We start from the raw sequence: 15,008 nt of genomic DNA, 5'->3' as shown, positions 1-15,008 counted from the left end.
GGCGAGCTGTGCGTCGGCGGCGCGGGCGTCGCCTGGGGCTACCTCGGACGGCCCGCCCTGACCGCCGCGCGGTTCGTGCCCGACCCCTTCGGGCCGCCCGGCTCCCGGCTCTACCGCACGGGCGACCGGGCCCGCCTGCGGAACGACGGCCAGCTGGAGTTCCTCGGACGCCTGGACGACCAGGTCAAGGTGCGCGGCTACCGCATCGAGCCCGGCGAGGTCGAGGCCAGGCTGCTGGCCCATCCGGACGTGGGCGAGGCCGCCGTGGCGGTCCGCGACGACACGCTGATCGCCTACGTCACCGGGCCCGCGCCGCTGGAGACCCTGCGGCGTCACGCGGCCGAGACCCTGCCGCCGTACATGGTGCCCGGCCTCTGGGCGCGGCTCGACCGGCTGCCGCTGACGACCAGCGGGAAGGTCGACCGTGCGGCGCTGCCCGAGGTCGAGCCCGAGCGGGAGACCCGGTTCGTGCCGCCGCGCACCGACGCCGAGCGACTGGTCGCCGAGATCTGGGCCGAGGTGCTCGAACTGGACCAGATCGGCGCGCTGGACGACTTCTTCCACCTCGGCGGGCACTCGCTGCTCGCCGTGCAGGTGACCGCCCGGATCAGGGCCAACGTCGAGATCGACCTGCCGATCCGCACGATCTTCGCCCGCCGCACGGTCGCCGAGCTGGCCACCGCGCTGGAGGAGCTCCTGATGGAGGAGCTGACCGGCCTCTCCGACGAGGAGGTCCTCGGACTGCTCGAAACCACGCCCGACCCCCTGGAGAACCCGTGACCACGGACCTGTCGGCGGCCAAGCAGGCGTTGCTGGCGCAGCGCCTGCGACGGCGTACGGCCGTGACGACGATCGCCGCCCGCCCCGAGGGCACGGCCCCGCCCCTCTCGCACGCCCAGGAGCGGTTCTGGTTCCTGGAGCAGTACGTGCCCGGCACCGCCGCGTACGTCGTGCCCTTCTCGGTGCGGCTGACCGGCGAGCTGGACGAGGAGTGCCTCCACCGCGCCCTCACCGGCGTCGTGGCCCGCCACGAGAGCCTGCGCACCCGGTTCGTCACCACCGGCGACGGACGGCCCGAGGCGGTCGTGGACGCCGAGCCCCGCGCCGGCTTCCGCGTCGTGGAAGCCGAGGACGAGGACCGGGCCCGCGATCTGGTCAACGAGGAGATCGTCCGCCCGTTCGACCTGGAGGACGGGCCCCTGCTCCGGGCGCTGCTCGTCCGGCTCGGCCCGCGCGAGCACGTGCTGCTGCTGGCGATGCACCACGCCGTGACCGACGGCCGGTCCTGCGACATCCTGATCCGCGAGATCCTGACGCTGCACGACGACCACCGTGCCGGGCGTCCGCCCTCGCTTCCGCCACCCCCCGCGCAGTACGGCGACTACGCGATCTGGCAGCGCCGGCGCATGGGCTCGCCCGACTACGACCGCGACGTCGCCTACTGGAAGGGGCGGCTTTCCGGCCTGTCCCCGCTCGAACTGCCCACCGACCTGCCGCGACCCGCGACGCAGGGCTTCGGCGGCTCCCAGCACGGTTTCCCCCTCGACGCGGACCTGGCCTCGGCGGTCGCACGGCTCGGCGACGCGTACGGGGCGACGCCGTACATGACGCTGCTGGCGGCCTTCGAGGCGCTGCTCGCGCGCCACTCGGGGTCGGCGGACTTCGCGGTGGGGTCGCCGATCAGCGGGCGCGGGCTGCCGGAGCTTGAGGCGGCCGTCGGGGTGTTCGTGAACACCCTCCCGATGCGTGCCGACCTTTCCGGCGACCCCCTTTTCACCGAGCTGCTCGGCCGGTGCAGGGAGACGGCGCTGGACGCGTATTCGCACCAGGAACTGCCCTTCGACCAGATGGTGAACGAGCTGGCCATCGAGCGTGACGTCAGCCGCTCGCCGGTTTTCCAGGTGCTTTTCGCGCTGCAGAACTACCGGGGGAAGGACGGCAGGGCTCCGGAGCCGCCGCCGGGCTTTTCGATGACCGGTTTCCCGTTCGACACCACCATCGCCCGATTCGACCTGGCGCTATATCTGACCGAAACCCCAGACGGCGGTTTATGGGGAAATTTCACCTTTAATACCTCTTTGTTCCTGCCGGAGACGGTGGAGCGGATGGCCGGCCATTTCGAGAGCCTGCTCCGCTCGGTCGTCGCCGCCCCCGCGACCCGGATCTCCGAGATCGAGCTCCCGTACGGCCGGGCGCTGGAGTTCGCCGGCTCGCCGGCCCCCGAGCCGCCCGAGCACGACCTGCTGCACCGGCTCGTCACCGCCCAGGCGGCCCGCACGCCCACCGCGACCGCCGTCGTGTGCGGCGGCACCGCCCTCACCTACGCCGAGCTGGACGAACGGTCCGACCGGCTGGCCCGGCACCTGGTGGGCCTCGGCGTCGGCCCCGACCAGCGGGTGGCCATCTGCCTGGAGCAGTCGGCCGAGCTGGCCGTCGCCGTCGTCGGCGTGCTGAAGGCGGGCGGCGCCTACGTGCCGCTCGATCCCGAGCACCCCGGGGAGCGGCTGGCGTACGCGCTGGCGGACGCGGGCGTGCGCGTCGCGGTCACCACCACCGCGCTGCGCTCCCGGCTGCCCCGCGAGGTCGCGGACCCCGGGCCCGCCTGCGAGCTGACGGCCGTCGCCCTGGACACCGGGGTCCTCGACGGCGTGGAACCCGGGCCCGTGGACACCGGCGTCACGGGCCGCGACCTGGCCTACGTCATCTACACCTCGGGCACCACCGGCAGGCCCAAGGGCGTCGCCGTCCAGCATCGCGAGGTGCTGCTCTACCTGGCCGGCGTGCGGGAGCGGTTCGCCGCAGGGATGCGCGACGCCGCGGCGGCCGGTTCCGGCGCGGACGGCGTCGCGCGCGGCACCGGGTTCGAGCCCGGAGGCTCGTTCGCGCTCCTGCAGTCGCTCGCCTTCGACTTCGGCGTCACCGTCTTCTACCTGTCCCTGATGACCGGCGGCACGCTGCACCTGGTGCCCTCCCGCACGGCCGCGCCCGATCTCGCCGCGTGCTTCGCCAAGGCGCGCATCGACTACCTGAAGATCACCCCGTCGCACCTCGCCGCGCTGCTGGCCGAGGCGAGCCCGCGCGAGTTGCTGCCCCGGCGCCTGCTCATCCTCGGCGGCGAGGCCTCGCCTTGGGCCTGGGCGAAGGAGCTGGCCGCGCTCGGCGGGTGCGCCGTGGTCAACCACTACGGGCCCACCGAGGCCACGGTCGGCGTCACCACCCTGCGCGCCGACCCGGCCGTCCCCGACGTGGCGCCCACGCTCCCGATCGGGCGGCCGCTGCCCGGCGCCCGCGCGTACGTACTGGACGAGCACCTGCGGCCCGTGCCGGTCGGCGTGCCGGGAGAGATCCATCTCGGCGGGGAGCGGCTGGCGCGCGGCTACCTCGGCAGGCCCGGCCTGACCGCCGACCGCTTCCTGCCCGACCCGTACGGCGAGCCCGGCGCGCGCATGTACCGCACCGGGGACCTCGGCCGGTGGCTTCCGGACGGCGACCTGCAGTTCCTCGGCCGCCGCGACCTGCAGGTCAAGGTGCGCGGCTACCGCGTCGAGCTGGGGGAGATCGAGACCCTGCTCCAGGAGCACCCCGCCGTCGCCCAGGCCGTCGTCGACCTGCGCGCCCGGGGGCTGGTCGCCTACCTCGTCGCCGCGAGCGGGGACGAGCGGCCGGGCGCCGGCGAGCTGCGGGGCTGGATCCGCGAGCGGCTGCCCGACTACATGGTCCCCGTCAAGTACGTCTGGCTGGACTCGGTGCCCTTCAAGTCCCACGGCAAGGTCGACAGGGCCGCCCTGCCGGAGCCCGACGACGAGCGGCCCGGTGAGGGCGCCGGGTACGTCCCGCCGGAGACCCCGCTGGAGGAGGCCGTCGCGGAGATCTGGGCGAAGGTGCTCGGGCTGGACCGCGTCGGCGCCCTGGACGACTTCTTCGACCTCGGAGGGCACTCGCTGCTCGCCATGCAGGTCATCGCGCGGCTGCGCTCGATGGCCGGGCACCCGGTCACGATCATGGACCTGTTCAAGCACTCCACCGTGCGCTCGCTCGCGCACCTCATGCGGGCCGGCGACGACGGTCCGCGAAAGCTGCTGCACCGGCTCACCCCCGCCCGTCGCGCGACCGCGACCCTGGTCTGCGCCCCGTACGGAGGAGGCAGCGCGGTCATCTACAAGCACCTGGCCGACGCCCTGCCGCGCGACTGGGCGCTGTACTCGATCGCGGTCCCCGGGCACGAGCTGGGGGAGGAGTCACGGCCGATCCCCGAGGTCGCGAGCGAGTGCGTCGAGGAGATCCTCGCCACGGTCGAGGGCCCCCTTGTCCTGTACGGGCACTGCGGGCTCGGGGTGATGCTGGCGGCGGAGATCGTGCGCCGCCTGGAGGCCGCCGGGCGCGAGGTCGACGCGGTCTACCTCGGCGGCATCTTCCCCTTCGCCCGTCCGAAGGGGCTCATGTCGCGGGTGTCGGACTGGATGGAGCGCATCCGCAGTGACCAGGCGATGGCCAACGCGCTCACCGCGGCCGGGATGGACATCGAGGAGGTCGACCCCGAGCAGCTGAGGCTCATCATCCGCAACCGGCGGCAGGGCACGCGCGCCGCGGAGCGGTACTTCGGCCGGCTGTTCGAGGAGCGGACGGCTCCGTTCAGGGCGCCGGTCGTCGCCGTCGTGGGCGAGCGCGACCCCGCCACCGAGTTCTACCAGGAACGCTTCCGCGAGTGGCACTGCGTCTCGGCCTCGACGGCCCTCGTCGTGCTGGACGAAGCAGGCCACTTCTTCATGAAATATCGGGCGGAGGAACTGGCGGCGATCCTCACCGGCATCCACCCGGCCGTCGCGGACGGCCGTACCGAGCCGTACCTCCGCCGTGAGGACTCCACCTGGTGGCTGCACGACGTCTCCACCGCCACCCCCGGCGCCGCTGAAACAGCCACCCCCGCGAACGGCGAGCGCTCGGCGGCTCCCGGAGGCGGCGGGGGCGGGCCGGCTCCGGCGTACCCCGGCTCGGGGATGTCCTCGGCGGGGCCGAGGCCGAGCATGCGGCGGTTCGCGGTCGTGGCCGCGGGCCAGCTCGTCTCGATCACCGGATCGGCACTCACCGAGTTCGCGATCCCCATCTGGATATACCTGACCACCGGCTCGCTGGTCAGCTTCGCGCTGTTCGCCGTGCTCGGCCTGGTCCCCGGCATGCTGGTGTCCCCGCTCGCGGGCGCCATCGTCGACCGGTCGGACCGCCGCCGCGTCATGCTCGCCGGGGACATCGGGGCGGGCTCCACGCAGGTGATCCTCGGCGTGCTGCTGTGGACCGACCACCTGCGGACCTGGCACATCTACCCGCTGATCGTGTGCCTGTCGGTCGCGCTCAGCTTCCAGCGGCTGGCGTACGGCTCGGCGATCCCGCAACTGGTGCCCAAGCGCTACCTCGGTCACGCCAACGGCGTGGTGCAGATGGTCATCGGCACCTCACAGCTCATCGTCCCCCTGGTCGCCGCCGGGCTGATGGCCACGATCGGCCTGTCCGGCATCCTGGTCATCGACGTGGCGAGCTACGCCGTGGCCATCCTGAGCGTGGCGCTCATCCGGTTCCCGTCCTCGATGGCGTGGAAGCGGCGGGAGTCCGTGGTGACCGAGATGGTGAACGGCTTCCGGTACTCGTGGGGGAACCGGTCGTTCCGCTCCATGCTGGCGTTCTTCGCCGTGCTCAACATCTTCCTGTCGCCGCTCTTCCTGATGATCTCGCCGCTGGTGCTGGCGACCGGCACGCTGGCCGACGTCGGGCGGGTCGCCTTCGCGGGCGGGCTCGGCGCGTTCCTCGGCGGCCTCGCCATGACGGTGTGGGGCGGGCCGCGCAGGAAGCGCCTTCGCGGCGTCCTGCTCTCGACCCTGGCCCTGTCGGTCTTCTGCCTGGTCACCGGGCTGCGTGACGACCTGGTCGTGATCGGCGCCGGAGCCTTCGGCATGTCGCTGTGGCTCACGCTCCTCAACGGCGTCTACGCCACGATCATCCAGGTCAAGGTGCCCCAGCGGTTCCACGGGCGGGTGATCGCGCTGAACACGCTGGTCGCCTGGTCCACCCTCCCCGTCGGCTTCGGTCTCGTGGCCCCGTACGGCACGGCGGTGTTCGAGCCGCTGCTGGCCCACGACGGCCCACTGGCGGGAACCGTCGGCACGCTGATCGGCACGGGCGCGGGGCGCGGCATCGGCTTCATGTACATCTGCTTCGCCCTCGCCATGGCGGTGACGGCGCTGGTGGCGATGCGCGTCAAGGCGCTGGCCCGCTTCGACGACGTCGTCCCGGACGCGCTGCCCGACGACCTGGTCGGCGTCGAGGCCCTGCGCGCCCGCACCGCGCCATCCTCGCCCGTCCCCACCGCGCCGACCTTGCCCGTCCCCACCGCGCCGGCCTCGCCGGGCCGTACCCCGGTGGGCTCGGCCGGCGACGACTCGCACCCGACCGACCGACGACCCGCTCTCAAGGAGACCCCGTGACAGAAGCCCCGCACCGCGTCGTCCTCAACGGCGAGGAGCAGTACTCCCTCTGGCCGTCGGACCGTGAGATCCCGGCCGGCTGGCGCCCCGACGGCTTCGAGGGCACCCAGGAGGAGTGCCTCGCCCACATCGAGGAGGTCTGGACCGACATGCGCCCCCTTAGCGCGAGAACACCCGCCACCCGCTGACCACACCCCCGTCGTCCTGGGCGTCCCCAGGACACGGCGGTTACCGTCGAATATGTTTATGATCTTCCCGGAGTCTCGGCCGAGGTGTCGCAGGCACACCGGGAGTTGCGGGCTCGACTGTTCAGACAGCGGCGGGCTCGGCCTTTGGGCTGCTAGCGTCGGCGGTCGTGAGTGAGAACGTGTACGTGGGTAGCGCGGACGTCGACGCGGCGGCCGACAAGGGGTGGCTGCTCGGGCACTTCAAGCCGTTCGGCGACATGCGGCACAGCGAGGACGTCGAGATCAAGTGGGGCGTGCACCCCCCTGGCGACGAGCGTGCCGAGTGGGTCACCGGCGAGAAGCGCACCGCCCTGCTCATCCTGATCAGCGGGCGCTTCCGGGTGGAGCTGCCCGGCCGCAGCGTGCTGCTGGCCAAGCCGGGCGACTACGTCGTGTGGGGCCACGGCGTCGACCACTCCTGGCGCGCCGAGGATCGGTCGGTGGTCCTCACCGTCCGCTGGCCCTCCGTCCCCGGCTACGCGGTGAAAACCCCGTGAGCGCCATGAGGTCATGGCCCGTTTGGCGGGTCGGTGGGAGCGGGCGTCAGGTCAGGCGGCCGGTGGAGATCACGTCGCGGTACCACAGGGCGCTGTCCTTCAGGGTGCGCCGCTGGGTGGCGAAGTCGACGTGGACGATGCCGAAGCGCGCGCTGTAACCCTCGGCCCACTCGAAGTTGTCCAGCAGCGACCACACGTAGTACCCCTCCACGGGGACCCCTTCGTTCAGGGCGTCGCGTACGGCCGCGAGGTGGTCGCGCAGGAAGGCGACGCGCCCGGCGTCGGCGACCCCGCCGTCCGGGCCCACCACGTCCGGGGCGGGCACGCCGTTCTCGGTGACCACGATCGGCACCTCGGGGTAGTCGGCCCTCAGCCGGGTGAGCGTGTCGTACAGGCCCCTCGGGTAGATCTCCAGCCAGTCGAGCTGCGCGGTGGGGTGCTTCAGGACGCGGTTGCCCCCGGCGTCGACGAAGCTCGGGGTGTAGTACTGCACGCCGAGCACGTCGACCGGCTCGCTGATCACGGCGAGGTCCCCGTCGAGGATGTGGTCGGCCATGGGGCTGCGTTCGGCGATCCACGCGAGCATGTCCTCGGGGTAGGCGCCGGTGAAGATGGGGTCGAGGTACAGCCGGTTCTCCAGGCCGTCCTGGTGTCGCACGGCCTTCGCCGTCTCGGGGTCGTCGTCGGCCGCGTAGGTGGGGTGCAGGTTGAGCGCGGGGCCGATGCGGCGGCCGGGATGCCGGTCGTGCAGGACGCGGGACGCCCGCCCGTGGGCGAGCAGCAGGTGGTGGAGGGCCACGAACGCCCGCCCGTCATCCTGGACGCCCGGAGCGTGGACGCCCCAGCGGTACCCGCACTCGACCACGGTCTTGGGCTCGTTGACGGTCAGCCAGTCGCGCAGGTCCAGGGCGTCGAACATGATCTCGGCGTAGTCGGCGAACCGCTCGGCCGTGTCCCTGTTCTCCCAGCCGCCCTTGTCCTGCAGCGCCTGGGGCAGGTCCCAGTGGAACAGCGTGGCCATGGGGTGGATGCCGCGCTCGCGGAGCCCGTCGGCCAGCCGGCGGTAGAAGTCGAGCCCCCGCCGGTCGGGCCTGCCTGCGCCGTCGGGCTGGACGCGCGGCCAGGCGATGGAGAACCGGTAGCCGCGCAGGCCGAGCGAGGACATCAGGTCGAGGTCCTCGCCGAGCCGGTGGTAGTGGTCGGCGGCCACGGCCCCGGTGTCGCCGTCCTTGACGTTGCCCGGGCCGGACGCGAAGGTGTCCCAGACGGACACCCCGCGCCCGTCCTCCTCGGTGGCGCCCTCGATCTGGTAGGCGGAGGTCGCCGCGCCCCAGACGAACTCCTCGGGGAAACGCTGCTCGGGCACGGTCTGCTCCTCGTGTCAGGCCGAGCCGCGCTCGACCAGATGCGTGTCCAGTATCACGACGGGCTGCTCCAGGCGCTCGCCGTTGATACGGGAGACCAGGAGCTGCGCCATCTGGCGGCCCATGGCCTCGGTGGGCTGGTGGACGCTGGTCAGCGGCGGCACGGTCTGGGCGGCGATGGCGGAGTCCTCGAAGCCGATCACCGCCACGTCGCCGGGTATCGCCCTGCCGTGCTCCTTGAGCACGCGCATCGCACCGATCGCCATCGCGTCGGAGGCGGCGAACACCGCGTCGAGGGTCGGATGCTCGCCGAGCAGCCGCTCCATCGCCTCGACGGCGCTGCTCTCGCTGAAGTCTCCATACGCGACGAGCTCGGGCATGCCGGTCGCCAGCAGCGCGTCGCGGTACCCGGCGAGCCGGTCGACGCCCACGCCCATGTCCTGCGTGCCGGCGATGGTGGCGATTCGCCGCCGCCCCCTGGCGAGCAGGTACTTGACCGCCTGCCTGGCACCGGCGCGGTTGTCCATGTCGACGTAGCTGAAGGGCGTGAACCCGACCGGCCGGCCGCCGAGGACGGTGGGCACGCCCATCTCCTCCAGCCGGCCGGGCAGCGGGTCGGCGCCGTGCAGCGAGATCAGCAGGACTCCGTCGACGTGCTGGCCGGTGAGGTAGAGCTCCAGGCGCTCGTGCTCGTCGTTGGACTGCGCCATGGTCAGGATCAGCTGGAGCCCGGTCTCCGACAGCGACGAGCCGATGCCGCGGATGATGCCCGCGAAGAACGGCTCGTCGAAGATGCGCTGCTCGGACTCGGACACGACCAGCGCGATCGTGTCCGTGCGCCTGGTGACCAGGGTGCGCGCCGCCCGGTTGGGCACGTAGCCGAGTTCGTCGATCGCCTGCTGCACGGCCTCGCGCGCCTTGTCGCTCACCTTCGGCGAGCCGTTGATGACGCGTGAAACCGTCCCGCGGCCGACGCCGGCGCGAGCGGCGACGGCCTCGAGGGTCGGTCGCGCTCCCGAGCGGCGGTCCCCGTTCATGAGAAGTGCCCCCTCCTAGAGTTCAGCCTTATTCTGCCGGACCGCGAAGGCCGCCTCGGCGAATAGTGTCGGCGTACCAATACGCACTGGCCTTGGGGGTTCTGCGCTGAGTGGGATAGTCGACGTAGACGAGCCCGAAACGCTTGCCGTATCCCCATGCCCATTCGAAATTGTCCATCAGGGACCAGGCGAAGTATCCCTTCAGCGGTATCCCCGCCTCGATGGCGGCGTGGCAGGTGCGCAGGTGCGCCTCGATGTAGGCCAGGCGCTCCTGGTCGTCCACCGTCTCCCCGGTCACGACGTCGTCGAAGGCGGCGCCGTTCTCCGAGATGACCAGGGGGATGCTCGGGTAGTCGCGGGAGACCCGCTGGAGCACCTCGTACAGGCCGATGTCGTCGATCTCCCAGCCCATCGAGGTGACCGGGCGTCCGCCGTTCACGAAGGACACGTGCTCGCTGCCCGGCCACGGGGACCCGGCGCCGGTCGGCGCGGCGGCGGCGGAGGCGGCCCCGCCCGGCTTCCCCGACACGGTGAAGCGGCTGTAGTAGTTCACCATCAGCGTGTCGAACGGCGTGGAGATCGTCTCCAGGTCGCCGTCCTGGATGAAGTCGATCTCGGTGACGGCGCTCAGGTCCGCGAGGACGTCCTCGGGGTAGGAGCCCTTCAGCAGCGCGTCGAGGAAGAACCGGTTCTGCAGGCCGTCGATGCGGCGGGCGGCGTCCAGGTCCGCCTCGTCCTGCGAGGCAGGGGTGATCGCGTACAGGTTGACCGACCCCCCGATCTGGGCGCCGGCGCCCTGGGCGCGCAGCGCCTGGACCGACAGGCCGTGGGCCAGGTTGAGGTGGTGGGCGGCCCTGATGGAGGCGGCCGGCTCGCGCCGTCCCGGAGCGTGCTCGCCGGAGGCGTACCCGAGGAAGGCCGCGCACCAGGGCTCGTTCACCGTGCTCCAGTTGCGGACCCGGTCGCCGAGGGCCTGGTGGACGCAGGCCGCGAAGTCGGCGAAGCGCTTCGACGTGTCGCGTACCGGCCACCCGCCTAGGTCCTCCAGCGCCTGGGGCAGGTCCCAGTGGTACAGGGTCAGCCAGGGCTCGATGCCGTGGGCGAGCAGCTCGTCCACCAGGCGGCGGTAGAAGTCGAGACCGGCCTCGTTGACCTTGCCCGCCCCGTCCGGCTGGATCCGCGGCCAGGAGACCGAGAAGCGGTAGGCGGTCAGGCCGAGGTCGGCCATGACCGCCACGTCGTCGCGGTAGCGGCGATAGTGGTCGATCGCGACCTCGGCGTTCTCGCCGTTGAGCACGCGGCCCGGCTGCCGGACGAACGTGTCCCAGATGGAGGTCCCGCGCCCGTCGGTGTCGATCGAGCCTTCGATCTGGTACGCCGAGGTGGCGGCGCCCCAGACGAAGCCGGTCGGGAACACCAGGGCAGGGGCGTCGGTCTCGGGTTGAGTCTCCTGCGTGGTCACGCTTTGACCGCACCTTCCATGAGTCCGCCGACGATCTGCCGGCCGAACGCGACGAAAACAACAATGAGGGGTAGAACCGAGAGGGCCGTGCCGGTGAAGATCAGCACGTAGTCGGTGGTGTGGGCCGCGGTGAGGAAGCTGATCGAGACCTGCACCGTGGGGTTGTCCGGGGTGAGGACGATCAGGGGCCACATGAACTCGTTCCAGTTCAACATGAAGGTCTGCAACGCCAGGACGGCCATGCCGGGCCGTACGGCGGGCAGGATCACGTTCCACCAGATGCGCATCGTGGACGCGCCGTCCACCCGGGCCGCCTCGACCAGTTCCTCGGGAACGGCCTGGTGGGTGTACTGCGTCATCATGAACACGCCGAAGCCGTTGAGCAGGTACGGAAGGATGACGGCCTTGAGCGTCCCGACCCAGCCGAGGCTGACCATGAGCTGGTAGAGCGGGACGATGCCCATCTGCTGCAGCGGGACCATCATCGTGATCAGGATGGAGCCGAGCAGCAGGTTGCGCCCGCGGAAGTGGAGCCGGGCGAAGGCGAAGCCCGCGAACGTCGAGATGATCACGACGGAGATCGTCACGGTGGAGGTGACGATCAGCGAGTTCGTCAGGCCGGCGAGGAAGTGCGCGTCCTCGGTGCTGAGCACCCGCTGGACGTTCTCGCCGAGGTTGCCTCCGGGAAGCAGCGGCGGCGGCACCTCGACGGCGTCGGAGTTGGTCCGCGACGCGATGATGACCATCCAGTAGATCGGGAAGATCGACAGCAGGATGGTGAACAGCAGGGAGATCTTGGTGAGCGGTGTGGCGCGGAAGGGGTCCCGCTTGCTCCTGGCGGCGGCCCGGCCGGGCCTGACCTGCGTGATGGCGGTCACTTGCTGCCCCCGATCCGGCGGACGAACGCGTAGTTGATCGCGACGCCGAGGAGGATCAGGATGAACAGCAGCCAGGCGGCCGCCGCCGCGTAGCCGTAGTCGAAGTCCCTGAACCCCTGTTTGACGATGTACATCGCGATCGTCTGGAACTGACCGGTGCTGCCGCCCTCCATCCGGTTGCTGCCGAACATGACCGGTTCGGCGAAGAGCGTCAGCCCGCCGATCGTGGAGACGAAGACCGTGAAGATGATGGTCGGGCGGATCATCGGCAGCGTGATGCTCCAGAACTGCCGGCGGGGCGAGGCCCCGTCGATCGACGCCGCCTCGTAGAGGTCGCGGGGGATCGTCTGCATGCCCGCGAGGTAGATGATCGCGTTGTAGCCGGTCCAGCGCCAGTCGACCATGGTGGCGATCGCGGTCCAGGACGACCACTTGGCGTTCTGCCAGTTGATGTTGTCCACGCCGAGGGACCCGAGCACGTAGTTGATCAGGCCGAAGTCGCGGCCGTAGAGCTGGGTGAAGACGATGGCGACCGCGACGACCGAGGTGACCAGGGGGAGGAGCACTCCAAGGCGGAAGAACAGCCGCCCCCGGATCCGCTTGTTGAGGGCGTTGGCCAGCATGAGCGCGAGGACCAGCTGCGGCACCGTCGCCAGGACGAAGATGCCGACGGTGTTGATCACCGCGTTCCAGAAGTCGGCGTCGGTCAGCAGGTTGCCGTAGTTCGCGAGGCCGGTGAACTTGGCGTCGCCGCCGGCCAGCTCGTAGTCGTGGAGCGAGACCCACAGGGTGAAGACGAGCGGGAACAGGCCGAAGATCGCGAAGAGGATGAAGTACGGCGAGATGAGGAAGTAGGGCGTGGCCTTCAGGTCGAGCTGGGACAGGAAGCGGCGTGAGGATCCCGATTGGTGGCGCCCCGGCCGGTAGGGGGGAGGCGCGGGATCCGCACGTTGGGCGCGGACGTTGACGCTCATCGGAATTCCGGGGCGGGTCCCCTGGCCTTCAGCCGTGGGGAGAGTGCCCCATTCTCCTTCTTTCGTCGAAAGCGATGTGTGGTGTGCCCGCCGCCGCGCGATGAGCACGATCGGCGGGAGTGCCACGGAGGCAGGGGCTGCCCTTGCGGCGGCATGGGGGGTCCTCCGGTCGATGAGCCGCGAACTTTCGGCCCGTGTGGGGTGGGCACTACGGGGCCTGTCCGTCGGGAGGAGGTCAACGATCTACCTTTCGGCGCTCGGAGCGAAGGGCGGCAGCGTGGTTCCGCTGCCGCCTGCCGCTCAGGAGGGGAGGTCACCGGCCCCGCCGGAGGGTTGCCACGGGGGGCCGGTGACGTTCGGGAACGATCAGCCCGCCGCCTTCTGGCCCGCCTCGACGAACTTCTGCCATGCCTCGCCGTAGGGCACGGCGCCCTGGTCCATGCCGATGATGATCTGCTCCACGGCGGCCTTCACCTGTGCGTGCTTCTCACCGAGGAAGGTCGGCTGGAGCGACTTGATGGACGGCCCGAAGATCTTGCCGATGGGCGCGTTGTCGAAGTACTCGTTGGTCGCGCTCTGGAGCTCGGGGTTGTCCTGCGCCGGGATGGTGCTGGGCAGGTTGCCGCCCTCCTTGAACGCCAGCAGCTGCGCCTCGGGGCTGGTCAGGTAGCTGGCCAGCTCGGCGGCCTCCTTCGGGTGCTTGGACTGCTTGGGCACCGCGAGCCAGGAGCCGCCCCAGTTGCCGCCGCCGCCGGGAACCGTCGCGACGTCCCACTTGCCCTTGAACTTGTCGCCGGCGGTGCCCGACACCACGCCGAGCATCCAGCCGGGGCAGCCGAGGGTCGCGAACTGCGACTTCACGAAGCCCGTGTTCCACGGGTCGGTGAAGTTCTGGAGCTTGGCGGTCAGACCGGCCTGGCTGATCTTCGTGGTGAAGTCGAACGCGGTCTTGACGGCCGGGTTCTTGTCCAGGATCAGCTGCTGGTTCTTGTCGAAGTAGGTGACGTTGCCGTTCTTGGCGGCCTCCTGCGACAGCACCACGTTGTAGATGGTGTTGACGCTGTCCACGAACTTGGCGTCCTTGACCTTGGCCTGGAAGTCCTCGCCGGCCTTGACGAAGGCGTCCCAGCCGCCGCTCCACAGCTTCGAGACCTCGTCCCGGTCGGTGGGCAGTCCGGCCTTCTTGAACAGGTCCGTGCGGTAGCAGATGCTCATTCCGCCGACGTCGGTGCCGAGGGCGAACAGCTTGCCCTCCGAGTTGATGCCGTTCTCCCACTTCCACGCGGGGAAGTCGGCCTGACGGCTCTGCAGGCCGTACTGACCGAGATCGGTGAAGAACTGGGGCCGGGCCTTGGCCAGGCCCATGCCGCCCTCGTCGATGCCAATGACGTCACCGGCGCCGGTGCCGGACTGGAACCACTGCAGCATCTGGGGCCAATAGACGTTCTCGAAGCTGTCGGTCAGGTTGTTGTACTTGACCTGCACATTCGGGTGCTCGGTGTTCCACTTCTCAACGGCGGCCTTGTAGCCGAAGTTGGTGCCGCCGCCGAAGGTCTGCAGCGTGAGGGTGATCTTCTCAGCGGGTGCGGCCGATGACGAGCTGCCGGCGGTGCTGCCGGTGTCGCTGGACGAGCACGCGGTGGTGATACCGAGCGCGGCGGTCATCACCGATGCGACCGCGAGCATTCTGCCGCGGCGCATGTTGTTCTTCATTCCGGACCCCTCTCAGGTGGTTGCCCGATCGTTGGGAGGTGGCATCGAGGGCCGGCCCCGACAGTCGGGCCCCGCGATGTGCTGGATCCCTCAGTCGTGATCCCGCGAGGGCTTCCTCGCGAGCGAAGTTTGGGAGCGCTCCCACGAAGAGTCCCCGATAGGCAATGCTGACGTCAATATGCTGAAACCTAACTGTTACTCCTGGGGCTGTTAGGAGCTTGAAATCAGACGTTGAGCGCGATAAGGGCCATTGGAGTTATTGGGAGCGCTCCCATCGCTACTGGCACAGTCGGGCGCAAATCATCCATGCGCCACGGCTCACACAAGATCATCAAGGTCCCAGGGCCCGGAAAGCCCGATGCCGTACGGCCGGCGGAGTG

10 protein-coding genes are annotated in these 15,008 nt (G+C 70.5%); 4 read left to right on the top strand and 6 right to left on the bottom strand.

The window, feature by feature from the left end; translation table 11 throughout:
* From AB0B89_RS28615 to AB0B89_RS28600, 4 genes are all read left to right on the top strand, one after another.
* Positions 1-780 (top strand): phosphopantetheine-binding protein (locus AB0B89_RS28615; protein WP_358559022.1); only part of this gene is annotated, 780 nt, incomplete at its 5' end.
* Positions 777-6,476 (top strand): amino acid adenylation domain-containing protein, encoded by a 5,700-nt coding sequence (locus AB0B89_RS28610; protein ID WP_358559020.1) that lies wholly within the window; start codon positions 777-779, stop codon positions 6,474-6,476. The genes AB0B89_RS28615 and AB0B89_RS28610, both read left to right, overlap by 4 nt.
* On the top strand, positions 6,473-6,664 hold the full coding sequence (locus AB0B89_RS28605; RefSeq protein WP_358559018.1) for an MbtH family protein: 192 nt from the start codon (positions 6,473-6,475) through the stop codon (positions 6,662-6,664). The genes AB0B89_RS28610 and AB0B89_RS28605 overlap by 4 nt, the downstream gene beginning before the upstream one ends.
* A gap of 167 nt (positions 6,665-6,831) precedes the next feature.
* Positions 6,832-7,200: a signal peptidase I gene (locus AB0B89_RS28600; RefSeq protein ID WP_358559017.1), complete on the top strand. Its 369-nt coding sequence runs from the start codon at positions 6,832-6,834 to the stop codon at positions 7,198-7,200.
* 46 nt (positions 7,201-7,246) lie between these two features.
* On the opposite strand, the gene AB0B89_RS28595 is transcribed toward AB0B89_RS28600, so the two are convergent.
* The 6 genes from AB0B89_RS28595 to AB0B89_RS28570 form a co-directional block, all read right to left on the bottom strand.
* Positions 7,247-8,566 (bottom strand): GH1 family beta-glucosidase, encoded by a 1,320-nt coding sequence (locus AB0B89_RS28595; RefSeq protein ID WP_358559015.1) that lies wholly within the window; start codon positions 8,564-8,566, stop codon positions 7,247-7,249.
* 15 nt (positions 8,567-8,581) lie between these two features.
* Positions 8,582-9,601, bottom strand: a complete 1,020-nt coding sequence (locus AB0B89_RS28590; RefSeq protein WP_358559013.1) for a LacI family DNA-binding transcriptional regulator — start codon at positions 9,599-9,601, stop codon at positions 8,582-8,584.
* Between the two features lie 28 nt (positions 9,602-9,629).
* Positions 9,630-11,063, bottom strand: a complete 1,434-nt coding sequence (locus tag AB0B89_RS28585) for a GH1 family beta-glucosidase (protein ID WP_358559012.1) — start codon at positions 11,061-11,063, stop codon at positions 9,630-9,632.
* Complete coding sequence (locus AB0B89_RS28580; RefSeq protein ID WP_358559010.1) at positions 11,060-11,941, bottom strand: carbohydrate ABC transporter permease; 882 nt, start codon at positions 11,939-11,941, stop codon at positions 11,060-11,062. Before AB0B89_RS28580 ends, AB0B89_RS28585 begins: the two co-directional genes overlap by 4 nt.
* The gene (locus AB0B89_RS28575; protein WP_358559008.1) at positions 11,938-12,915 is read right to left on the bottom strand and encodes a sugar ABC transporter permease; all 978 of its coding nucleotides are present in this window, start codon (positions 12,913-12,915) and stop codon (positions 11,938-11,940) included. Before AB0B89_RS28575 ends, AB0B89_RS28580 begins: the two co-directional genes overlap by 4 nt.
* 366 nt (positions 12,916-13,281) lie before the next feature.
* Positions 13,282-14,616, bottom strand: coding sequence for an extracellular solute-binding protein (locus tag AB0B89_RS28570; protein ID WP_358559006.1), 1,335 nt, complete (start codon positions 14,614-14,616; stop codon positions 13,282-13,284).
* Between the last annotated feature and the right edge of the window lie 392 nt (positions 14,617-15,008).

The organism is Sphaerisporangium sp. NPDC049002, from assembly GCF_040649355.1.
GTDB lineage: Bacteria > Actinomycetota > Actinomycetes > Streptosporangiales > Streptosporangiaceae > Sphaerisporangium.
Note: the sequence above shows the minus strand (reverse complement) of the source record. Positions and strands in the feature narration are given on the sequence as shown.

What these genes read in the sequence shown, in the direction of transcription:
- AB0B89_RS28570 (WP_358559006.1), bottom strand. Translation starts at nt 14,616, where the DNA reads ATGCGCCGCGGCAGAATGCTCGCGGTCGCATCGGTGATGACCGCCGCG.
- AB0B89_RS28590 (WP_358559013.1), bottom strand. Translation starts at nt 9,601, where the DNA reads ATGAACGGGGACCGCCGCTCGGGAGCGCGACCGACCCTCGAGGCCGTC.
- AB0B89_RS28575 (WP_358559008.1), bottom strand. Translation starts at nt 12,915, where the DNA reads ATGAGCGTCAACGTCCGCGCCCAACGTGCGGATCCCGCGCCTCCCCCC.